The sequence below is a fragment of the Collinsella aerofaciens genome (assembly GCF_015558785.1).
Taxonomy (GTDB): Bacteria; Actinomycetota; Coriobacteriia; order Coriobacteriales; family Coriobacteriaceae; genus Collinsella; species Collinsella aerofaciens_P.
This window is the reverse complement of sequence record NZ_JADMOP010000014.1, coordinates 4,199-25,836: the sequence shown is the minus strand read 5'-3', so window position 1 is coordinate 25,836 and position 21,638 is coordinate 4,199. Positions and strand designations below refer to the sequence as shown.

Sequence of the window (21,638 nt, the reverse complement as noted above, 5' to 3'; positions counted from 1 at the left end):
TATGCGTAGGCGATCTCCGTGACGGGGACCTCCACGTGGTAATGGGCGGAAATGTCAGAGAAGCTCGTGCGGAATGCGATCGAGGTAGGCTCTGTGTCTCGGGGATGTTCATGCGGCTGGTCCTCCTTTCGCCACACACCTTACGGGCGGGGTGGTGCGCGGAACGGGTTGGCGCCAGTGTTTCGTCACGGGCGCGTGCGCTTCGGCACTCCATGCTACATCTGAGTGGCATGTGGCGACTTCTCGACACTCGCGCTCGACACAGCGAGCGGCAATGGCGCTGCCTGCCGAGCGCCTCACGGGCGCATCCCGACCGCAGAAGTGCGCGCGAAGGCTCGTCGAAGTGCTGGGTTGGGGACCGGCGGTCTGGATACGCGGTTTCGTTCGGCGAAGGCGGCGAGGCGAATGGCATGGCGAACGTACGGGTTTGACGTGAACGGGTTGCCCGTGGCGGCGTGGTATCGGGAGGAGACGGTCGAGCAGGTGCTCGCGCCGCTGCTCGTCCGTCTCGCGCGCTCGCATCAGGAGAAGGGGTCACAGGCCCATCTCGGCGACCCGGTGCGCATACGCTATTGCGACCGGGACGGCCACGTGTCGCGAACGGATATCGTCCGCCAGGTGGACGTCGCGCCGCGAAATGCAGACTCGCCCCAATCGTCGGTAAGGGATGCCGCGGGCGATACGATGGAATCCACGGACCGCACCGCGCCGCCGAGATTGCGACGCGAATGCAGGCGATGCGCCCGAAAAACTCCTCCGCGCATGTAGGGCGAAACGCCAGATTGGAGCTCCATGAACGATTTCTCCCTCTACTCCCCCACCCGCTTTGTCTTTGGACGAAAAGTGACCGACAAGGTTGGGGAGACCCTGTCCGTCTCCGGCCACCGCCGAGCGCTCATTGTCTACGGCAAGGGTTCCGTAGTCCGCTGCGGAACGCTCGGCCACGTGAAGGCATCGCTCGACGCCGCGGGCGTGGAGCACATCGAGCTTAGAGGGGTGCGTCCAAACCCCGAAATAGGCTTGGTGCGAGAAGGCGTCGAGCTCGCACGGGAAAACGACGTCGACATCATCCTGCCCGTGGGCGGCGGCTCAGCCATGGACTGCGCGAAGGCCATCGCGCTGGGGGCGGTATACGACGGCGACGTATGGGACTTCTTCCGCAAGCGCGCCGTTCCCGCCGACCGCATCGACGTCGCCTGCGTGGCGACCATCCCCGCATCGGGTCCGAGGCCTCTAACTCCTGCGTTATCAGCAACGACGAGGAGCACCTCAAATGCGGCATTAACACGGACCTCAACCGCCCAGCCATCGCCTTCCTCGACCCGGAACTGACCTTCACCCTGCCCGCCTACCAGACCGCCGCGGGAGTGACCGACATGATCGCCCATACATGGAGCGACTCTTCTCCGGCGAGCCCGCCGTGGGCGTAACCGACAACAGCGCCTGCGGGCCAGTGCGCGCTGCGATGGAGGCGGCGTCCAAGGTGATGGAGAACCCAGATGACTACGACGCCCGCGCCGAGATCATGTGGGTGGGTACGCTCGCCCATAACGGCCTCGCCGGCTGCGGCCTGGGTGTCCTCGGCCTGCGCGACGGCGATTGGACCTGCCACGTCCTTGAGCACGAGCTGTCCGCACTGGACACCAAGATCACGCACGACGCCGGCCTCGCCGTCATCTTCCCCGCCTGGTTGCGCTACGCATGGCGAGAGCACCCCGAGCGCTTCCTGGAGTTCAGCGCCCAGGCCTTTGGCGTCGAACCCGTCGATTCGGACGCGGACGAGCTCGATGTGGAGGTAACCCCCGAGCAGGCAATCGAGTACGCGGTCGAAGCGACCATCGACGAGCTGCAGGATTTCAACGTCTCGCTGGGAATGCCGCGCACGCTATCGGAGTTCGGAGTCACCGAGGACGATATCGAAAAGATGATTCCGGACCTCAAGATCAACCGCGGAGAGCTCTTCGGCAGCTTCAAGAAGCTCACGCTGGACGACGCGAGAAAGATTTACCGCAGCACACTCCAGGAAACAGATGCCCATCCCCCACGGGCGAGCAGCACGGCGGCCCCCGCAAACCAGAAACGGCGCCGCTCCCGCGACGCCGTCATATTCCCTGGTGCCCCCGGGCGGATTCGAACCGTCGACACCCGCTTTAGGAGAGCGGTGCTCTATCCCCTGAGCTACGGAGGCATGTTGTACTAGTGTAGCAGATTTGCCCCTTTGCCATGTAGCGCATGTCCACTCATCAAGAAGGCTTTATAGCGAATTGTCGCCGTAGATAATCCTCAATATCGGAAAGAATAAAGCGAAAAAATGGGATGGAGTTTCCTCTAACCACATGAAAAGGAAATTTCCCGACTGGCGCTCAAAAGGAAAATGCATCCCGGAATGAGAATAAATTCCGGGATGCATTTTCCGCCATCTATCGCAGGCAACTAGTCACCCCTGTGGAAAAGGTTTTTGATAACGGAGGGGATGCTCTTGGCGCCCTTAGCGGTCACGTCGATAAAGTCGGGCGAACGCACGAGCTTATCCTCGTCGACGTACTTGCGGACCGCACGAAGCGTCTCTTTGTCGTCGCGCGTCGAAAACGTAAAGTGACCGTTGTCCTTGGTGAAGATGGCAAAACGCGTAATCTTCTTGGTGCCGCGCAAAACCTCGGCGGCAATATAGTCGACCTCGTCCCACGGGATTTGAATATAATCCTCGGGATTGCGCTCGTTATAGTACTCGAACGCCTTATTGCCCACCATCACGTTACCGTGGCTGGTAAGCCCCATCAGGCAGGTTGCCGGCGTTGCCAGATCGACCTTGCTGTTCTGAGATTGCGCCATACGCGCCTCGCCCTCCAATAAAAACAATCGGACCGCATCCAGTGTACCCACCGGGTGCGGTCCGTTTCAATGGCTCAAAAGCCCTTACCTAGCAACTCTCGGTCTTAAGCCGAAGCGTGCTTACATGAAGCCGCAGAAGCGACCGATGATGCCGACGGCGAAGAGAGCCAGGATGATGACGATCGGGCTAACCTTCTTCTTGAGGAGCTTGCAGACCAGCAGGGTCAGGCACACGGCGGCAAGGCCGGGGATGAGCTGATCGAGGTTACCCTGGAGCGTGGTGACCTTCATCTGATCAAGGGCGGTAGCACCGACGGAGTTGTACATCGTCAGCGCTTCCTTGATACCCTCGGAACCGGAGGGCAGGCTAGCCCAGTCGATAAAGGCGCCAGCAGACTGCTTGACCGTGGAGACGATCGGGGTGAAGGAAATGGACACCCAGCGCTCGACCAGGGCGCCGATGATGAACATACCCAGGATGGAAGCGCCCTCGGTGACCTTGCCCATCAGACCGCCGGAGAGGTCCTTGGCGATAGAGGAGCCGACCTTGTAGCCAAACTCCTGTGTGTACCACAGGAAAGCGTAACGGATGATGTTCCACGCGAAGAAGAACAGCAGCGGACCGACGATGCTGCCGGACATGGCCAGGGAAGCGCCCAGAGCGCCCAGAATCGGGCGAAGGGTGAACCAGAAGACGGGGTCACCGACGCCGGCGAGCGGGCCCATCATACCGACCTTGACGCCCTGGATGGCGACGTCATCGATCGGAGCACCGTTGGCGCGCTCCTCCTCGAGGGCGAGGGTAACGCCAATGACGGGGGCGGAAACATAGGGGTGGGTGTTATAGAACTCCAGGTGGCGCTTAAGAGCGGCAATCTGGTCATCCTTGCTGGTGTAGAGCTTCTTGATCGCAGGGATCATTGCGAAGCACCAGCCGCCGTTCTGCATACGCTCGTAGTTCCACGAGCCCTGAAGGAACTGATGACGGAAGCAAACCTTCTTACGGTCAGCCTTGGTGAGCTGAATCTTGTTCTCTGCCATATGTATCACTCCCCTCCTACTCGTAATCGTTCAGAATGTCGCCGAGCGGGTCGCCGGAGCCACCGCCCATGCCGCCACCCTGCTTGGCCAGATCCTTAAGGCCAAGGTAGATGAGGGCAAGGGAGATGCCGATGAGGCCAAGGGCGATCAGCGTGAGCTGAGGGATGGCAGCAAGGACAAAGCCGAGGATAAAGAACGGCCAGGTCTCCTTGGTGGCCATCATGTTGATGACCATGGCGTAACCGACGGAAGCGACCATGCCGCCGCCGACGGCCATGCCGCCGGACAGCCAGTCGGGCATAGCGTTAAGCGCGTTGGTAACAGCCTCGGCCGGGATGACGCACAGAAGTACTGCCGGGATGGCGATACGAAGGCCCTGCATGAGGATGGCAGCGTACTGCCAGCGCTCGATGCCGGAGAAGTCGCCCTTCTCGGCGCAACCGTCCATGGCGTGAGCGATAGCGGTAGCAATGGTACGGCAGATCATGGTCAGGAACAGACCAGCGACCGACAGCGGGACGGCGACGGCGATGGCCGCGGTAACGGCCTTGGCCGAATCAGTGGCGCCGCCGTTGAGGGCGAGCACCATGATGATCGAAGAAGCGACCGAGGCCAGAGCGGCGTCAGGCGCGACGGCGGCGCCGACGTTAGCCCAGCCAAGGGCCATCATCTGGAGCGAACCGCCCAGGAGGATGCCCTCCTGAAGGTGACCGGTTACGAGACCGATAAGCGTGCATGCCACGAGCGGCTGATGGAACTGGAACTCATCCAGAACGCCTTCCATACCGGCAAGCAACGCGACAATCGCAACAAGCAGAATAGTGATTGCAGACATGTATCGGACCCTCCTTTACTATGCTTGAGCGGCCAGTTCGGCCTTAGCTTTCTTCAACATGGCGTCGAGATCCTCGGAGGCATCCGAAGGAACCTTGCGGACCTCGAACTTGACGCCCTTGGCCTTGAGGGCCTCGAGGGTCTTAACGTCGTCATCGCCCATAGCGACGGCGTTGGTGACGACGACCTTGCCCTTGGAGTGAGCCATGGAACCGATGTTGACTTCCTTGATGTCGACGCCGGCCTCGATGGCCTTGAGCAGATCCTGCGGGTTCTCGAAGAGCAGCATGGCCTTGGTGTCACCAAAACGCGTGTCCTTGACGACCTCGGCCATCTTCTTGATGGGCACGACGTTGGCATGGACTCCCGGAGGGGCAGCCTGCTCGATCATGGTCTTGCGGAGCTCGTCGTGAGCAACGCCGTCGGAAACCACGATGATGCGGTTGGGGTTGATCTGCTTGGTCCACGTGGTGGCCACCTGACCATGAAGCAGACGGGTGTCGATACGGACGTGGGCAATCTTGATGTGCCCGTCGCCGATGACCGTTCCCGGAGGAATAGCGCCTGCAGGAGCAGCGGCGGCCGCAGCCGGCTTCTTCTCCTCGGGCTCCAGAGACTCGGGCTTGACGCGCACGCCAGCCTTAGCCTCAGTCACGAGATGTTTTGCGATCGCATGTGCAGTGTTCTTTGCGTCAAAGCGCTGCGAATATGCCTCGATGAGCATAGGCAGGTTGACACCGGTGACGATAGCCCAGGAATCGTGGCCCTCGATGAGTCCGCTGATCTGGTTGAACGGCGTGCCGCCCCACAGATCAACGAGGAAGAGCACCTGCTCCTGGTCCTCGAAGGAAGCGACTGCTTCCTCGACCTTGGCACGGAAATCGTCGGGGCCCATGCTCGGCTCGAGCGAGACCACGGCAACAGACGGCTGATCGCCAAAGACCATCGAGCCCGTCTGCTTGATTCCAGCTGCCAAGTCCCCGTGGCTAGCAAGAACAATACTTACCATCACATAACCTCCTTTTTGTCTACGTATTTCCTACACGACATGAAAGGAGTATACCTATTTGGATTGTGGAATTATAGCTAAATTCGCAAAAGGTTGCATTATTTGATTAAACGTCTAAGTTTGTTACAAGTTGATTACGTTGCTGGCTTATAGCTCATTGCCTGCTAAAACGTGATTTGCTGATTGTTTTCAAAGACATATAAAGGTGCACCGTTCGTTAAGACCGCTTTTAGGTGAATCCCAATGCGTCTGCGTGCCACCATTTTGTTTAAACAGACATGACTTGACTAACCGAAGCAAATATGTTTAGAACTCTAGCCCATGTAGACATTAGATGTTGGGCGATGTGGAGAGGGTTGGCGGCGTCGACGGCATCGGGGGCGTCGGAGAGGCCGTCAGGAGCAGCGTCTGCCGGGTCCTCGTCGGGGGTCTCGATCTGTTTGATCATGACCTCCTGGCCCTGCAGCAGGTATGTTTCACCGCTGCCGCAATGGGGGCAAGTCTTGCCGTGCTCGACCGTCGCGTAGTCGCGGCCGCACGCCTCGCAATGCGTCACGGCCTCGACAGGCTCCACGATAAGCTCCGCGCCCTGCGTGATAGGCTTTTTATCCGCCGCCCAGCGCCAAGCGTCGAGTAGTAGATCGGGGACGACGCCCGAGACCTCGCCCAGCAGCAGCGTGACGCTCGAAACGCGACGCACGCCATGAGCGCGCGCCACATTCTCAACATCGCGAATGATGTGATAGACGATTCCGAGCTCGTGCACTTTTAATTCCTTCCGCCGTTCTACCGAACGGCGGTCGGCTTGACGCTGCGCGAGCCCCAGACGGGCGATCTGCCTTTCAATCGTCGGGCATGGGCAAAAGCCCTATGCCCTCCTCTTTCAAGGCACCTCGCCACGCCTGGGACTCGCTCGCTGTCCAACCGCTCTCTGCGCCGTTCTCCTGCTTGTTGCGTTTCTTACTTCTTCCCGAATTTAATCTTGATGGCGCGCTTGAGCGCGTACTTGCCCAGGCTTGGAAGCTTTTGCTCGTATTTGACCATCGTGGAGCACTCGGGGCGGTCGCGATCCAGATGGATGGCGTCGAACGCGCACTTGGTGGTGCACAGGCCGCAGCCGATGCACTTGTTGGGGTCGACGATCGAGGCGCCGCAGCCCAGGCAGCGGGCGGTCTCGGCGCGCACCTGCTCCTCGGTAAAGGTCTCAACATACTCGCTAAACGGCGCAGCCTTCTCGCGTTCGCGGTCCACATGCGCAACCTCGCGGCTCGCGTTGTCGTAGCTCTCGATCACGACATCGTCGCGGTCGAGCGCGGTGTAGCGGCGCTGGTTGCGGCCGATGGTGAGCGTGGAGCCCGGCTGCACAAAGCGATGGATGGACACGGCAGCCTCGTGGCCGGCGGCAATGGCATCGATGGCAAAGCTGGGGCCGGTGTAGACGTCGCCGCCCACAAAGATGTCGGGTTCGGCGGTCTGGTAAGTCTGGGGATCGGCCAGGGCGCCCTGGCCGCGGCCGAGCTCCACCTTGGAGCCAGCCAGCAGGTCGCCCCACACAATGGACTGGCCAATCGACATGACGACACGGTCGGCATCGACACGGCGCAGATCGTTCTCGTCGTACTCGGGCGCAAAACGGCCCTCGTCGTCAAAGACACGCGTGCAGCGCTTGAAGGTGATGCCGCACACGCGACCGGCCTCGTCCAGGTGAATCTCCTTGGGGCCCCATCCGCAGCTGATGTGCGCGCCATCCTCAATGGCCTCGCGACGCTCCTCCTCGCTGGCAGGCATCTGGGCATCGCTCTCCAGGCAGAACATCTCAACGTGCTCGGAACCCAGACGGCAGGCGTTGCGCGCGACATCGATAGCCACGTTGCCGCCGCCCACCACAATGGTGCGGCCGGACAGGGAATCGATCTTGCCGCTGTTAACCTCGCGAAGGAAGTCGACGGCCACGGTCACGTCCTCGGCACCCTCGCCCGGAATGCCCGCAAGGCGGCCGCCCTGGCAGCCAATGGCAACGTAGAAGGCCTTAAAGCCCTGCGCGCGCAGCTCGTCGAGCGTCACATCGCGACCGACCTCCACGCCATAGCGGAACTCGGCACCCATCAGGCGAATAACTTCGACCTCGGCCTCGATAACGTCCTTCTCCAGCTTAAAGCTGGGAATGCCATAGGTGAGCATGCCGCCCGGGTGCTCGTTCTTCTCGAACACGACGGGCTTGTAGCCCTTCTCGGCCAGATAGAAGGCACAGGACAGACCGGCCGGGCCGGCACCGATGATGGCGATCTTCTGATCGAAGCCGCCGGCGCGCGTCGGCGTCACCACGGGTGGGACATAGCGGGTCGCGGCATCAAGATCGCGCTGGGCGATAAACTTCTTGACCTCGTCGATAGCCACGGCGGCGTCCACACGGCCACGGGTGCAGGCATCCTCACAGCGGCGGTTGCACACACGGCCGCAGATAGCGGGCAGCGGGTTCTCGCGCTTGATGAGCGCCAGCGCCTCGTCATAGCGGCCCTGCGCCGCGAGCTTTAAGTAGCCCTGGACGGCAACGTGCGCGGGGCAAGCCGTCTTGCAGGGCGCGGTGCCGGACTCGTGCGTCTCGATACGGTTATCGTTGCGGTAGTTGGGCGACCACTTGGTGTGGTCCCACTTGGTGGCATCGGGCAGCTCCTGGCGCGGATAATCGGGCACCTGTCCGCCGGCCTTTTTGCTGCAGAGCTTCTGGCCGAGCTTGGCGGCACCGGCCGGGCACACCTCAACGCAGCGACCGCAGGCCACGCACTTGTCCTTCTCGACCTTGGCGACATAGGCCGAGCGCGACAGGTTGGGCGTGTTGAACAGCTGCGAGGTGCGCAGGGCATAGCACACGTTGACGTTGCAGTTGCAGATGGCGAAGATCTTGTTCTCGCCGTCGATGTTGGTGATCTGGTGCACAAAGCCGTTGTCCTCGGCCTGGCGCAGGATGTCGTAAACCTCGTCGCGCGTCACGTAATGGCCGCGGTCGGTCTCGACCACGTAGTCGGCCATATCGCCCACGGCGATGCACCAATCGGCCGGGTCGTCGGCGCAGCCCTCACCCATCACGCGACGGCTCGCGCGGCAGCTGCAGGTGCCAGCGGCATATTTGCCATCGTATTTGTCGAGCCAATGCTCGATATGCTCGATCGGCACCGACGTGCTCGCGGCATCGATAGCCTTCTCGACCGGAATGACATGCATGCCGATGCCGGCACCACCGGGCGGCACCATCGGCGTGGCCTTGGACAGCGGTCCCTTGGACGCCTGCTCAAAGAACTTGGCATAGACCGGGTGCTCCTCGAGCTGGCTCACGCGCATGTTGAGAAACTCAGCGGAACCCGGCACCAGCATGGGCAGCACCCACTGCTTGGCGCGCTCGGGGTTTTCCCAGTTGTACTCGAGCAGGCCCGTGTAGCTCATATCGTCGAGCATCTTCTCGATATCGGCTTCGGGCATGCCGGTGAGCTTGACCATCTCGGGCAGCGTATAGGGACGGCGCATCTTCATCTTGCAGAGCACTTCGGCCTGCTCGTCAGTCGCGGCCTCGGCAAACGACCAGTACTCGTAGCCCAGCAGCTCATCGCGATGCAGCAGACGGTTGGTGCAGTGCTCGCACAGCTTGACGATGGCCTCGCGCGGATGCTCCGGCAGCGGCGGCACGAACTCCGAACCGATGTCGGGCTCGGTGTAGCTAATCCCCGGTCCGTTGAGAATCATGGTTGTCCCTTCTCTTGCCACAGCCCGGCGAGACCGCGGCACCCCTCTTTTTTGCAGGCCGGGCATGCCCCCATGCCGTTCACCCGCCATTAGTTGACATTGTGTCAAAAATAGTATTGACGAACCGTCAACAATATTCAAGACTGTTAGGCGAACGGTCAGGCAAAAGAGGATGAAAGGCGGCAAAACATGAGCAACAACACAGCAGATACCTCTGTGGTCAATGCCGTCCCCGCATCCGATAGCGCGGCAAAGCGCTTGACGGGCGACGAACGCCGTCGCGAGATCCTCGCCGCCGTGCGCACCGTGAGCTCTGAGCTAGGCGTGTCGCATCTATCCGTCTCGGCCGTGACCAAGCGAGCCGGCTGCACGCGCTCATTGTTCTACCACTACTTTGCCGACATGGACGCCGCTGTCACCGCCGTCATGGACGAGGCGATCGACGGTTTTATCTCCGAGCTCGAGCAGTGGAATGCCAACCGCACCGTCGGTGATATCGAGGGCGCACTCGACACCGTCGCCCCGCTCTTTAAGCGCCTGGTCGTCAGCGGCCACGAGCTGCCGAGTACGCTCACCTCAAGCAGCGGCGCGCTCTACGGCGGCTTTTTGCACAACGTGGTCCAGCGTGTGGCGCAGTATATCTGCGACACCACCGTGGTGGATTTTGCCGCCCATCATGAGCTACGCATCGACCATGTCTACGAGACGTTCTACACCCTCATCATGGGGTTGTTGATGTATATCCGCACGCACCCCGATGTGCCCGACGAGACGGTCAAGGAAATCATCGCCTCGACACTCCACATCGAGGGCTATACCGCCAAGTATCCGGAGCGCAAGCCCCAGAACTGACGACATTTGGCCAAACTGCCCGCGATCAGAAGAGGGGCCGCGGGCGTGTGAAAGGAGAGCAGCATGCTGTTCGATGTTTGGGGTAGCGATACCCTTATCCACTGGGCCGGCTGGGCCATGGTCTTTATTGGCCTGATCGTGCTCAACGAGGTCGGCCGCCGCACCAAGCTGGGCGCGGCAATCATCTTTGGCGTGGCTCCGCTGGCCATGACCATCTACTGCGTCGCCATCGCCATCGGCGTCTCGCAGGGTGCCGAGTGGGCGCTCACCAACCCCACCCATGTGTACCAGAACAGCTGGTTCCACTACGCCAAGGTATACGCGGCGCTGGCCGGTTGCTGGGGCTTCATTGCCATTAAGTACCAGTGGGGCAAGATTGGCAAGGCGCATTGGTTCCGCGCATGGCCGTTTGTGATCGTCGCCATCAACATCATGATCGCCGTCGTGTCCGACTTTGAGAGCGCCTATCACTTCTTTGTCCTGGGCGAGTCCACCTGGGTCACCTCCGAAGGTGCTACGCAGCTGGCCGGCTGGAACAACGTGTTCAACGGCATCGCCGGTATTATCAACATCTTCTGCATGACCGGTTGGTGGAGCGTCTACGCCTCCGAGGATCAGACCGACATGCTGTGGCCCGATATGACCTGGGTCTACATCATCGCCTACGATATCTGGAACTTCTGCTACACCTACAACTGCCTGCCCACCCACTCCTGGTTCTGCGGCTTTGCGCTGCTTCTGGCGCCCACCGTCGCCGCCTTTATCTGGAACAAGGGCGGCTGGATCCAGAACCGCGCCTTTACGCTGGCCATTTGGTGCATGTTTGCCCAGGTGTTCCCGTACTTCCAGGAGGAGTCCATCTTTGTGACCCACTCCACGCTCGACCCCGGCGCCGCTACCGCGGTCTCGATCGCCGCTCTGGTCGCCAACGTCGCCGCGATCATCTACATCGCCTACCGCGCCAAGAAGCTCGGCCGCAACCCCTACAAGCAGGATGTCTTTGAGGGCACCAGCGATTGGGAGAAGGCCACCGCTCGCCGCGCCAAGGTTGATTACGCACACGCCGAGTAACGCGTTTATTCCGTCCACATTTGGATGTAGGCAAACTTAGCCGACGCCGCAATCGCGCGTCATGCGCAGCCCCGGAAAGCGATTCGCCCGCTTTCCGGGGCATTTTGTTGTTGCGCGCATTCACGCACATATGCAAAACCTCTCTCACAGATAAAATCAGATTTCCAACCGCCCGACAGCTCTATGTGACCCCAATTTTGGGTACATTGTTGTCCCGATATTGAGCTTGGGGGATATATGAAAGATGAGACGATGGGCCAAGAGGACGCGGCCCAGGATGCAGAAGCGTGTGCCGAGGCCCTGGAGAGCCTAGACCAGATCGCGCTGGCCGAGATTGCGTTTGACGATTCGAGCGTTGATGTGCAGGATGAGCCGGAAATCGAGGCGCAGCCCGATGATCGGGATGCAAAAGCCGATGGCGCCGCGCCCACCGAAGACGAGACGGAGCGCGAGGAATCCGAATGCGAGGCCGACGACCAGCCCGAATCCGACACGAGCGAGGAAACCATCTTGCTCGACAGCTTACCGGCCGAAGATTCGCTGACCCGCAAGCTTCCCGGCCTGGGCTCCGCGCCTGCCGTGGACGAGACCATCGCCATGGGCGATATTCCCCTGCCGTCCGTTCCCTCGGCACATGAGGCCGAGGTTCGCCATCGCAAAATGTCGCCCAAGCGCCGCAATCTGATGGTTGCCGGCGTCGTAGCCGTCGCGCTTGTTGCCGGCGGCGCAGGCTATGCTGCCTGGAACGGATATCAACAAGAGCAGGCTGCCGTGCTTGCCGCAAACGCCCATACCATGATGTCGGTGCAGATTGGCGTGCATGCCGCGGGCCTCGACTGCTCAACTGGCTCCAAGATTCCCGTGCAGGTGAGCGGTCAGGATTCCGACGGTTCTTCCGTGAGCGAAACGCTCTACGTTGACGAGCACGGTCGCGGCATTAAGCTGCTGCCCGGCGATTACACGTTCTCCATCGCCGCCTCCCCCATCGCGGCCGACGGCACCATCTACACCGTCCCGACCACCAAGGCCCAGGTTACGGTCAAGAATGACGGGCAGGATCTGCGCGCTCAAGCCACCTTTAAGCTTAAGGTGCCCTCAGCCGACACGGTGACCGACGACCAGATCGATGCCGCCGCCAAGTATGCCGAGGAGGGCGGTGCGAGCTCCGCCGCGGCTGCCAAAGTGCTCCAGCAGGCAGCAACCGCGCGGCGCGACGCCGCCGTCAATGCCGTGAGCGCGCAAAAGGCACAGGCATCCCGTGATGCTGACGCTCGCCACAAGGCAACCGACCTCTACCAACTCGATATTCCCGTCGAGTGGTACGGCAAGGTCGCAACTTGGCAAAACGGAAGCACGCTATGCATCTATCTGGGCGACGACGCCAATACGCCGCTCGTGACGCTCGTCGCGGTGCGCGAGGGCGAGAGCTTTACGCCCGATGAAGGCGATACGGTTTTGGGCGCGGCCAATCTAGGCAACGGTTATACCGTCTACGCCAGCGGCCCCGTCTATCCGTACGTGGTGCCCCAGACCATCAACGGACAGACGCAGAACCCCGTGTCAACCTACCCCATGGACACGGCCATTGAGCTTGTCGAGCTTACGACCGGCAACCGCTATACCTATAGCCAGATCAAGAACGTGCTGGTCGGCAAAGACGGCAAGGCCGACGCCGCCGCCAAACTCGAGACCGACTACCTCGCCCAGATTCTGATGCCGAGTATCAAAGCCCAGGACTAGCCTGGCGCAGCAAGGTGCTCCCCAACCGTGATGAGGGAGCCAGGAGGTCCTGACCCCACAGGTCCATAGATGATTAGGCAAGGAGCCACTTCCATGCGGGCACAACGTGGACCACACCGTGCTCGCATGAAATATCGGTCTGTTCATCCATGGTAACGATTGCCGACTCGCCAAGATCGAACTGGGCCATCGAGGCATCAAGCGCGGCAATTTCGCGCTCGCGCGTTTTCTCACGTGCCATATCCGCACTCACCTGAATCAGGCTATAAGCCCGCATGAGAAGCGCGTCCCCAGCCACAAAGTCCACCTCATGGCTTTTGCTCTTCTCTTTGATCAGCAGGCGGCAGACCGAGCCGGTCCTCACCGCGGGAGTCTTTCTTCTTAGCGCATTGAACACTGCGGTCTCGAGCCTCTGGCCCTGGTCCAATGCTGATGCGGGAGAGAATGCTCCAAACATCGCAGGGTCGACAGCGTAGACCTTAGACGCAGACCGCATGTTATTTGCCAGTGAACGCGTGAACTCCGGCACAGAAAATAACAGGTAGGCGTCCTCATAATACTCAAGTAAATCGCTGAGCGAATTACGACTGACGGGTATCTGTCTGCTCTTGAACTCGTTGTACACTTTGTTCACTGACAGCTCTCGTCCCGAAGATGCCATACACCGCGTCAAGAACAGCGATGCCAGGCGAGGGTTCTTGACGTCGTAACGCTCAACGACGTCCATAGCGACCGTTCGCGAAGCATATTCCTGTAGCAGCTGAATCGCGTCTGTGGGCGTCTGCTCAAGTGTCGCGATGAATCCCCCTTGTTCAAGATACCCGATCAGATGATGTCGAAGCAGCGCTGCATCGCTCGGGGAAAAGGTCGCATCTGGCTCGAGAACGCTCCCCGTCTTATATCGAACGTATTCCGAAAAACTCAACGGAAAAAGCTCTCGCACAAGAGAACGACCCCTGAACTCGCTCTTAAGTTCTGAGGACAGCATCTTAGAAGAAGATCCCGTCACATAGACGGTCGCTTTCTCCGTATCGACTACACGCCGCAGAAACGCACCCCATTCGGGAATTTCCTGGATCTCGTCAAAGAAAATGTAAGCGCCCTCGGTTCGAGCAACAGGATACAGCGCATAGAACGTGTCGAGCACGTCCGCCAGCAGCGATGGCTCATACGGGCGCAAGCGCTCATCCTCAAAATTGAAGTAAAGCATCCGGTCAAGCTCGACGCCCCGGCTCTGAAGCCGCCGCATCTCCTGATACAGGCGATACGTCTTTCCACAACGGCGGGCCCCCACAATCACATTTACGATGTTGTCGCGCTTTGGCTCCTGTGGGTTTCCTAGATCAAGGTCTCGCTCAAAGACCTGCGGAACCCCCTGCTGTTCAAAGTCCTTTATTTTCTGGGCGATCAAGTCGTTGAATGCCATGATTCTCCAATCTTGCTCTCTAGCTAATCAAAATTATACCGATTCTTGATTAATTAGAGAGCAAGATTGTGTGTAGCTTGATTAACACTTAAGCAAGTTTATCACCGTTATTGCTCCGAAGGATATCGAGTGGCTAAGAGGACAACCGAGCTCGAATGCGACTCCCCGAGCAGTCAATGAACTGCGCCCCAAATCTTGGACGCCCTAAATAGCGACTAGTGGAGTGGGAAGGATAAACTGGACTTTCTTTTAAGGATCCTCAAGCGTATTGCCGCTCGTATTCCACTGGAGACATGTAGCCCAGGGTGGAATGCATGCGCACCCTATTGTAATAGAGCTCTATGTACTTGAAGATGTCCTGCTTGGCCTCGTCCCTCGTCCCATAGCTCCTCTCTTTCACCAATTCCCTTTTCAGCGTCTTGAAGAACGACTCGGCCACCGCGTTGTCCAGCGGCGTGCCGGGCCTTGATACCGACTGGACTATGCCATGCGAGTCCAGACACCGCTGGAAGGAACGGGAGGTGTACTGCGCGCCCTGATCGTCATGGAAGACGAGGCTGCCGTCATCTGGCGGACCCTCCCTGCCGACCGCCTGCTCCATCGCGTCGATCGCGACCTTCTCGGTGATGCGCTCGGACATCGACCAGCCCACGACCTTGCGGGAGAAGGCGTCTATCACGGCTGCGAGATAGAGCCACCCTTCTCTTGTGGGTATGTAGGTGATGTCGCCCACCCAAAGCCTGTTGCGCTCGCCCACGGTGAAAGCGCGCTCTACCAGGTTCAACCGAGGGTCTCCCGGCTCGACCTTCTTCTGGATGCGGTGTTTTCGGGTCGCGCCCTTTCCGGCAAGTCCGAGCTTCTGCATGATGCGGAGCACGCGCTTCTCGCTCACGACGATGCCGCTTTTTCGCAGTTCGCGGTTGATGCGCCGGTAGCCGTAACGGCCCTTATGCCGCTCGAAGGCCTCGACGACGAAACCTTCGATCGCCTCCCGCTCTATCTGGGCGTCGGACTTCTTCCGGCCGAGATACTCGTAGAAACCGGATTTCGAGACTTTCATCAGCCCGCATGCCTTCTTGATGGGGCCAATCTCGCCCCTATGCTCTTTGAGGAACTCGAATCTCACGCATGGTCTTGACTCAAGAAGGCCCGGAAATTTTTTAGTATCTCGTTCTCGCGCTCGAGCTCCTCGACCTTCTTCTTGAGCTTCACGATCTCGTAGTCCTTGTTGATCTTCGGGGAGCCGTTTCCGGGGAACGCGCCGTCTCCCATCTCCTCGTATTCGCGGGCCCATCTTCTCAGCGTCGAATCCTTTATGCCGAGTTCCTCCGATAGGCCTTTGACCGTCATTTCCCCGGACAGGACCACCTTTGCCGCCGAGACCTTGAACTGCCTGTCGTATCGCTTTCTTCTTTGGGTCATCTTGAACACCTTTCGCTCTTAACTAGGTGTCCAATTCATCATACCCACTCCAAAAGCCTCCCATTTCTCATGTCCAAGAAATGGGAGGCAGTTCACAATTTGGGACGGGGCTTTTTTGACTACCCTCCCCCTGTAGAAAAATCCCTAACGCAGTTGCGGTGAAATAGGGACTGTTTTTGCTGGTCAAACCGCAAAACAGTCCCTATTTCACCGCAACTTATTGGTGGCCTTTTGGGTGGCACTTAGCGCCACGGGTCAGCTTCGAACATTGGCTCGCGCTCGGGGCGGCGATCGCTGTAGGGATCGTAGCCGTCGTCGTCCTCGTTCTCGGCACGGATGTAGGGGTCGCGCAGCTTGGGCGCCGGTTTAGGCGCAGGCTTGGGTGCGGCGGGTGCCGCCTCAGCCACCGGTGCGTTCGTCTTGTTCTCGTCTTTCATCTGCATAGCTCCTTGCATCGCATCCGTTCAACATCATCGATTGTCGCACGAAAAAGGGCGGCGAACCCGATTGGATCCGCCGCCCTTGGCGTTTAGAGACGACTGGCAGATTTTAAGGCATGGCCCAAAATCTACTCGGCTTCGGGAACCTCGTAGGTGGCCGCCGGCGTATTGTCGCACACGACGGTAAAGCCGCCGTCCTTGTCGACATCGACCGTCACCTGATCGCCCTCGCGCACCGTACCGTCGATAATGGCGGCGGCGATGGCGTCCACGACCTCGCGCTGAACCAGGCGCTTGAGCGGACGGGCACCGAACACGGGGTCAAGGCCACCCACGGCGAGCATCTGCTTGGCCGCCGGGGTGATGGCAAGCGTCATGCGCTCCTTGGCCAGGCGCGCGCGGACGTCGGCAAGCTGGATGTCGACGATCTTCTCGATCTGCGCCATGCCGAGCGGATGGAACACCACGATATCGTCGATACGGTTGAGGAACTCGGGGCGGAAGGTCTGAGCCATGACAGCGTCGACCTGATGGCGCATCTCCTCCTCGTCCTTACCGGACAGATCGGCGATGGCCTTGGAGCCCACGTTGGACGTCATGATGATAATCGTGTTCTTGAAGGACACCTGGCGACCCTGGCCATCGGTCAGACGACCGTCATCAAGTACCTGCAGCAGCACGTTAAAGACATCCGGATGAGCCTTCTCCATCTCGTCGAGCAAGATCACAGAGTACGGACGACGGCGCACGGCCTCGGTGAGCTGACCGCCCTCGTCGTAGCCCACGTATCCCGGGGGCGCACCAATCAGACGCTGGACGCTGAACTTCTCCATATACTCGGACATGTCGATACGCACGAGCGCGCGCTCGTCATCGAACAGGCACTCGGCCAGCGCCTTGGCGAGCTCGGTCTTGCCCACGCCGGTGGGGCCCAGGAAGAAGAAGCTGCCGATGGGCTTGTCCGGATCGGAGAGACCCGCACGGCTGCGGCGCACGGCCGCGGCGACAGCGGAGACCGCCTCGTCCTGGCCGATGACGCGCTTATGCAGCTCGCCCTCCAAGCCCTTCAGCTTGTCGAGCTCGCCCTGCATCATCTTGGACACGGGCACGCCGGTCCAGGCACTCACGACCTCAGCGATCTCATCAGAGGTCACCTGTTCGTTGAGGCCCTCGCCGTCCTGCTGCTTTTGTGCCTCGAGCGCAGCCTCGGAATCCTGAATCTGCTGCTGCAGGCCCGGAATCACGGAGTAGCGCAGCTCGGACGCACGGCCCAGGTCGCCATTGCGCGTCGCGCGCTCCTCTTCGCTCTTGGCCTCGTCGAGCTGTCCCTTGAGCTCTTGCACGTGGTCGATGGCGTTCTTCTGGTTGAGCCAGCCGGCCTTTTGCACGTTGAGTTTTTCCTGGACCTCGGCAATCTCCTGGCGCAGGGCCTCCAGACGCTCCTTGGAGGCGTCATCGGTCTCTTTCATGAGCGCCTGTTCCTCGATCTGCAGCTGAGTGAGCTGACGCGTGGTGGCGTCGATCTCGACCGGCATGCTGTCGAGTTCCATGCGCAGGCGGCTTGCCGCCTCATCGACCAAATCGATGGCCTTGTCGGGCAGGAAGCGGTCGGCGATGTAGCGATCGGAGAGGTCGGCAGCTGCCACGAGCGCGCTATCGGTGATATGCACACCGTGGAAGATCTCGTACTTCTCCTTCAGACCACGCAGGATCGAAATGGTGTCCTCGACGGTAGGCTCGCTCACCATAACGGTCTGGAAACGACGGGCGAGCGCCGCGTCCTTCTCGATGTACTTGCGGTATTCGTCGAGCGTGGTCGCGCCGATCGCGTGCAGGTCGCCACGGGCGAGCGCCGGCTTGAGGATGTTGCCGGCGTCCATGGAGCCCTCGGTGGCACCCGCGCCCACGATGGTGTGGAGCTCATCGATGAACAGGATGACCTTGCCTTCCGATTTTTGCACTTCCTTGAGCACGGCCTTCAAGCGGTCCTCAAACTCGCCGCGGTACTTGGCGCCGGCGACCAGCGCGCTCATGTCGAGCTCGATGAGGTCGCGGTCGCGCAGGGTGCTCGGTACGTCGCCGGCCACGATACGCTGGGCGATGCCCTCGACGATGGCCGTCTTGCCGACGCCCGGCTCGCCAATGAGCACGGGGTTGTTCTTGGTCCGGCGGGACAGGACCTGGATGGTACGGCGGATCTCGTCGGTACGGCCGATGACCGGGTCGAGCTTGCCGGCGCGGGCCAGATCGCAGATGTTGCGACCGTACTGCTCCAGCGCCTCAAACTGAGTCTTGTCCTCGGCAGACGTCACGCGGTCATCGCCACGCAGCTCCTCGTAGACTTGCTCGATGCGCTCCTTGGTGACGCCGGCGTCGCGCAGCACGCGGCCCGCCTCGCCCTTGTCCTCGGCAAGCGCCATCAGCAGATGCTCGGTCACCACAAAGCTGTCGTCCATCTTGGTGGCCTTCTTCTCGGCCTTCTCGATGACGCGGACGAGCTCATTGGACAGGCCCATCTGCTGGCCCTCGCCCGAAACCTTGGGCGCGTGGTCGATGGCATCCTGTGTGGAGCGTGCAAGCTGGGCCGGGTCGGCACCGATGCGCTCAATGATCACGGAGATATTGCGCTCACCGGCACCGAGCAGGGCAGACAGCAGGTGAATCGGCTCCACCGCGCCGGCCTGCGCATCGGCAGCCGTGCTCATGGCGGTCTGCAGCGCCTCGCGCGATGTCATTGCTAGCTTATCGATTCTCATGGAATCACCTCTCTTGGGGCGGCCGCCCTACGGGGCGGCTTCACGTTGTTCGAGAAGTATTGTTGCCAGCTTTGCGCGATCTTATACACAAATCTAAGTCTCTATATATAAGATTTTCTGAGTGATTGAAGGATAGGGTACTGAGACGCCGACCCACTGCATCCCCGACGACCAACCGTCTCGATCTGTAACATCTAGCAGCCGTTTTTGGGTCCAGATGTTACAGATCGAGATGAAATGATCGGCAGCGCCCGTTTGTCTAAATCTGTAACAACTACTCGGCAAATAAGGGTCCATCTGTTACAGATCGAGATAAACAGAAGACACCCGAATCGATAATCTAAATCTGTAACACCAAGCCCACTTTTAACGGCCCAGATGTTACAGATCGAGACAGACTGAAAACCACCGCAAAGGGGCACCTTTGTGGTGGTCGCGTTCTCTACTCTTTTGCCGAGCCCGTGCTTCCCGATTCGGCGTTCCAGGGCATCTCATCCTCGAATAGCCATGTACGAGCAGACCCACTATCGCGTGCAGCCTGCAGGTCGGGCAAGCAGGTCTGTTCATAGGCATCCTGAATGCACTGACCCATAAACTCGTTGAGCTCGGTCTGGTCGCCCTCCATGACATAGGCCACATCGCCGTCCATGATGTAGATGCCCGGACCCTCATTGCCCTCGTAACCCGGATCGTACGAGACATCACATAGCTTTGCGCCGTTCGCGGTATCCAGCTCGATGGAAGAGTGGCATCCGCCAACCATGTCGTTCGCTTTTGCCCGATAGGACGCATATCCGTACCAACGCTTAAAGGTTTTGCCTTTGAGCAGCTCGGTTGCTTTGCTGATTAGGCTCGCGTCCATGGTGTAGCGCATGGCCCCAAGCTGAATGCGCGGATAATTGCTAATGCCCAGCGCTGCCGGTTTCTCATCAAAATCAACAGTAATGGTCTCGGGTTTTTCGTCGCCGGTCAGAAGTTCGACTGATTGAGTCACAGGCTTAACCACCGGCTCCGTCACCGCAGCAGGCAGAAATGCCATACCGACAACGCCCACACCAACCACGGCGATCGCAAGCGCCAGAGCAATCAATCCAATACGGGCAGAGCGACTCACAGCAAAACACCTCGCAATGCAGATCTGCGTCATTTGCCCTAATGATACCGTCAGCTAACACTATCACCAAAAGAAGCCGCTCGCTCCCCACCACCACAAAGGAGACAGGCACCTTTGTGGTGGGTTTCGACGCTAACGGTCGACCATCTCACGCCATGAGATTAAACTTAATTTGTTATCTGAATTTATCTATTTCTATCTATCCTCAACAGCTTTTTGTTTCGGGGAGATCATATGAAGCCGTCTCATTCCACCGGTCGCAACGTCATCGCCATTCTCGCCGTACCCATCGTGATGCTCTTCCTTATCGTCATCACGCCCTTTTCTCTCGGTATCGCCTCGCCCTTCGATTTGTGCGGGATGGTCGACGCCGGCTCGCGTGCCACCTCGCTCTCCTTTATCTGCCGCGGCGTGTTTTACGAAGATAGAATTCCCACCGGATTTTGGCAGTCAAAGTTGCCACTGCTCGGTCAGATCGACGGATGCTCCCCCCATTTCTGCCTTGAACCTCAGGCGCTAAACTATCTGATCGACGACCAGCCACTCGACTCCATCACCCTCGCCTACGACTACGCACCAAACACCGATGAGCGCCACATGAACCAAGTCCTCGACAAGATGCTTGGACAGTGCGGGCTCACCGAGGAGGACGGTCGAACCATCTATAGCAACCAGAAATTAAAGCGAACAGAACTCCGCCGTGTCGGAAAAATCGAAGGGCGAAGTGGGGCCGCCTACTGGCAGGCCTGGGCAACACGCGACAAGAGCGAATTCGGACACAGCACCTATATGGTCACCGTCTACACCAAAGACGGAATTAAGGACAATGTTGACGATTTCGCGTCGTCCAAACTCGGCATCCCCAAAACAACCAAACCCGCCACCCCAGATGAAATCCTGTAGAGACATTCATTAAAATGCTGCCCAGCGATCACAATAACATCGAGCCCGCCCCCCCACCACCACAAAGGGGACAGGCACCTTTGTGGTGATTTTCGACTCCGGCGCTCATCTGTCTCGATCTGTAACATCTAGCGGCCGTTTTTGACCCCAGATGTTACAGATCGAGATGAAATGATCGGCAGCGCCCGTTTGTCTAAATCTGTAACAACTACTCGGCAAATAAGGGTCCATCTGTTACAGATCGAGATAAACAGAAGACACCCGAATCGATAATCTAAATCTGTAACACCAAGCCCACTTTTAACGGCCCAGATGTTACAGATCGAGACAGACTGAAAACCACCGCAAAGGGGCACCTTTGTGGTGGTCGCGTTCTCTACTCTTTTGCCGAGCCCGTGCTTCCCGATTCGGCGTTCCAGGGCATCTCATCCTCGAATAGCCATGTACGAGCAGACCCACC

The 21,638-nt window shown here is 59.5% G+C and carries 17 protein-coding genes, 1 tRNA gene and 2 pseudogenes; 7 read left to right on the top strand and 13 right to left on the bottom strand.

Translation table 11 applies throughout. From position 1 onward, the window contains the following. Nucleotides 1–447 precede the first annotated feature (447 nt). From I2G40_RS07350 to I2G40_RS09890, 3 genes and pseudogenes are all read left to right on the top strand, one after another. On the top strand, nucleotides 448–768 hold the full coding sequence (locus tag I2G40_RS07350; RefSeq protein ID WP_195544665.1) for a hypothetical protein: 321 nt from the start codon (nucleotides 448–450) through the stop codon (nucleotides 766–768). A 24-nt stretch (nucleotides 769–792) separates the two neighbouring features. Then, on the top strand, nucleotides 793–1,332 hold the full coding sequence (locus I2G40_RS09895) for an iron-containing alcohol dehydrogenase (RefSeq protein WP_324252583.1): 540 nt from the start codon (nucleotides 793–795) through the stop codon (nucleotides 1,330–1,332). 58 nt (nucleotides 1,333–1,390) lie between these two features. Further along, nucleotides 1,391–1,957 (top strand): annotated as a pseudogene (locus I2G40_RS09890) (dehydroquinate synthase/iron-containing alcohol dehydrogenase family protein); the annotation flags it as partial. Nucleotides 1,958–2,112: 155 nt separating this feature from the next. Here the strand turns inward: I2G40_RS09890 and I2G40_RS07340 are convergent. The 7 genes from I2G40_RS07340 to I2G40_RS07310 form a co-directional block, all read right to left on the bottom strand. Continuing rightward, a tRNA-Arg gene (locus I2G40_RS07340) sits at nucleotides 2,113–2,188 on the bottom strand. Between the two features lie 245 nt (nucleotides 2,189–2,433). Then, nucleotides 2,434–2,832: a DUF956 family protein gene (locus I2G40_RS07335; protein ID WP_195544664.1), complete on the bottom strand. Its 399-nt coding sequence runs from the start codon at nucleotides 2,830–2,832 to the stop codon at nucleotides 2,434–2,436. A gap of 120 nt (nucleotides 2,833–2,952) precedes the next feature. Further along, nucleotides 2,953–3,873, bottom strand: a complete 921-nt coding sequence (locus I2G40_RS07330; protein ID WP_035136639.1) for a PTS system mannose/fructose/sorbose family transporter subunit IID — start codon at nucleotides 3,871–3,873, stop codon at nucleotides 2,953–2,955. Nucleotides 3,874–3,889: 16 nt separating this feature from the next. Then, nucleotides 3,890–4,708: a PTS mannose/fructose/sorbose transporter subunit IIC gene (locus I2G40_RS07325; protein WP_195544663.1), complete on the bottom strand. Its 819-nt coding sequence runs from the start codon at nucleotides 4,706–4,708 to the stop codon at nucleotides 3,890–3,892. Between the two features lie 18 nt (nucleotides 4,709–4,726). Then, nucleotides 4,727–5,716, bottom strand: a complete 990-nt coding sequence (locus tag I2G40_RS07320; RefSeq protein WP_195246705.1) for a PTS sugar transporter subunit IIB — start codon at nucleotides 5,714–5,716, stop codon at nucleotides 4,727–4,729. 268 nt (nucleotides 5,717–5,984) lie between these two features. After that, on the bottom strand, nucleotides 5,985–6,482 hold the full coding sequence (locus tag I2G40_RS07315) for a hydrogenase maturation nickel metallochaperone HypA/HybF (protein WP_195544662.1): 498 nt from the start codon (nucleotides 6,480–6,482) through the stop codon (nucleotides 5,985–5,987). Between the two features lie 194 nt (nucleotides 6,483–6,676). Then, complete coding sequence (locus tag I2G40_RS07310) at nucleotides 6,677–9,454, bottom strand: FAD-dependent oxidoreductase (protein ID WP_195544661.1); 2,778 nt, start codon at nucleotides 9,452–9,454, stop codon at nucleotides 6,677–6,679. Nucleotides 9,455–9,643: 189 nt separating this feature from the next. Here I2G40_RS07310 and I2G40_RS07305 point away from each other — a divergent pair, with 189 nt between their 5' ends. From I2G40_RS07305 to I2G40_RS07295, 3 genes are all read left to right on the top strand, one after another. Continuing rightward, nucleotides 9,644–10,306, top strand: a complete 663-nt coding sequence (locus tag I2G40_RS07305; RefSeq protein WP_195544660.1) for a TetR/AcrR family transcriptional regulator — start codon at nucleotides 9,644–9,646, stop codon at nucleotides 10,304–10,306. A 63-nt stretch (nucleotides 10,307–10,369) separates the two neighbouring features. Then, nucleotides 10,370–11,377: a DUF5692 family protein gene (locus I2G40_RS07300; protein ID WP_195544659.1), complete on the top strand. Its 1,008-nt coding sequence runs from the start codon at nucleotides 10,370–10,372 to the stop codon at nucleotides 11,375–11,377. Nucleotides 11,378–11,614: 237 nt separating this feature from the next. Then, the gene (locus I2G40_RS07295; protein WP_195544658.1) at nucleotides 11,615–13,117 is read left to right on the top strand and encodes a hypothetical protein; all 1,503 of its coding nucleotides are present in this window, start codon (nucleotides 11,615–11,617) and stop codon (nucleotides 13,115–13,117) included. A 73-nt stretch (nucleotides 13,118–13,190) separates the two neighbouring features. Here I2G40_RS07295 and I2G40_RS07290 read toward each other — a convergent pair whose 3' ends face one another. The 6 genes and pseudogenes from I2G40_RS07290 to I2G40_RS07265 form a co-directional block, all read right to left on the bottom strand. Beyond that, nucleotides 13,191–14,543 (bottom strand): ATP-binding protein, encoded by a 1,353-nt coding sequence (locus I2G40_RS07290; protein ID WP_195535668.1) that lies wholly within the window; start codon nucleotides 14,541–14,543, stop codon nucleotides 13,191–13,193. A gap of 259 nt (nucleotides 14,544–14,802) precedes the next feature. Next, nucleotides 14,803–15,837 (bottom strand): IS3 family transposase, encoded by a 1,035-nt coding sequence (locus I2G40_RS07285; RefSeq protein ID WP_152068358.1) that lies wholly within the window; start codon nucleotides 15,835–15,837, stop codon nucleotides 14,803–14,805. Next, nucleotides 15,726–15,965: pseudogene (locus I2G40_RS09630) on the bottom strand (transposase); the annotation flags it as partial. The gene I2G40_RS07285 and the pseudogene I2G40_RS09630, both read right to left, overlap by 112 nt. 242 nt (nucleotides 15,966–16,207) lie before the next feature. Further along, on the bottom strand, nucleotides 16,208–16,402 hold the full coding sequence (locus tag I2G40_RS07275; protein WP_225094117.1) for a hypothetical protein: 195 nt from the start codon (nucleotides 16,400–16,402) through the stop codon (nucleotides 16,208–16,210). Between the two features lie 131 nt (nucleotides 16,403–16,533). Continuing rightward, the gene (clpB, locus tag I2G40_RS07270) at nucleotides 16,534–19,161 is read right to left on the bottom strand and encodes an ATP-dependent chaperone ClpB (protein WP_195544656.1); all 2,628 of its coding nucleotides are present in this window, start codon (nucleotides 19,159–19,161) and stop codon (nucleotides 16,534–16,536) included. A 442-nt stretch (nucleotides 19,162–19,603) separates the two neighbouring features. After that, a complete protein-coding gene (locus I2G40_RS07265) occupies nucleotides 19,604–20,275 on the bottom strand; it encodes a hypothetical protein (RefSeq protein WP_195544655.1) in 672 nt (223 codons plus the stop codon). A gap of 234 nt (nucleotides 20,276–20,509) precedes the next feature. Here I2G40_RS07265 and I2G40_RS07260 point away from each other — a divergent pair, with 234 nt between their 5' ends. Next, nucleotides 20,510–21,178, top strand: coding sequence for a hypothetical protein (locus I2G40_RS07260; protein WP_195544654.1), 669 nt, complete (start codon nucleotides 20,510–20,512; stop codon nucleotides 21,176–21,178). The last annotated feature ends 460 nt before the right edge of the window (nucleotides 21,179–21,638 follow it).

Coding starts and splice junctions, on each gene's coding strand:
- I2G40_RS09895 (WP_324252583.1), top strand. CDS start 793: ATGAACGATTTCTCCCTCTACTCCCCCACCCGCTTTGTCTTTGGACGA.
- I2G40_RS07335 (WP_195544664.1), bottom strand. CDS start 2,832: ATGGCGCAATCTCAGAACAGCAAGGTCGATCTGGCAACGCCGGCAACC.
- I2G40_RS07330 (WP_035136639.1), bottom strand. CDS start 3,873: ATGGCAGAGAACAAGATTCAGCTCACCAAGGCTGACCGTAAGAAGGTT.
- I2G40_RS07325 (WP_195544663.1), bottom strand. CDS start 4,708: ATGTCTGCAATCACTATTCTGCTTGTTGCGATTGTCGCGTTGCTTGCC.
- I2G40_RS07320 (WP_195246705.1), bottom strand. CDS start 5,716: ATGGTAAGTATTGTTCTTGCTAGCCACGGGGACTTGGCAGCTGGAATC.
- I2G40_RS07310 (WP_195544661.1), bottom strand. CDS start 9,454: ATGATTCTCAACGGACCGGGGATTAGCTACACCGAGCCCGACATCGGT.
- I2G40_RS07305 (WP_195544660.1), top strand. CDS start 9,644: ATGAGCAACAACACAGCAGATACCTCTGTGGTCAATGCCGTCCCCGCA.
- I2G40_RS07300 (WP_195544659.1), top strand. CDS start 10,370: ATGCTGTTCGATGTTTGGGGTAGCGATACCCTTATCCACTGGGCCGGC.
- I2G40_RS07295 (WP_195544658.1), top strand. CDS start 11,615: ATGAAAGATGAGACGATGGGCCAAGAGGACGCGGCCCAGGATGCAGAA.
- I2G40_RS07290 (WP_195535668.1), bottom strand. CDS start 14,543: ATGGCATTCAACGACTTGATCGCCCAGAAAATAAAGGACTTTGAACAG.
- I2G40_RS07285 (WP_152068358.1), bottom strand. CDS start 15,837: ATGGGCCCGCGAATACGAGGAGATGGGAGACGGCGCGTTCCCCGGAAA.
- I2G40_RS07275 (WP_225094117.1), bottom strand. CDS start 16,402: ATGAAAGACGAGAACAAGACGAACGCACCGGTGGCTGAGGCGGCACCC.
- clpB (WP_195544656.1), bottom strand. CDS start 19,161: ATGAGAATCGATAAGCTAGCAATGACATCGCGCGAGGCGCTGCAGACC.
- I2G40_RS07260 (WP_195544654.1), top strand. CDS start 20,510: ATGAAGCCGTCTCATTCCACCGGTCGCAACGTCATCGCCATTCTCGCC.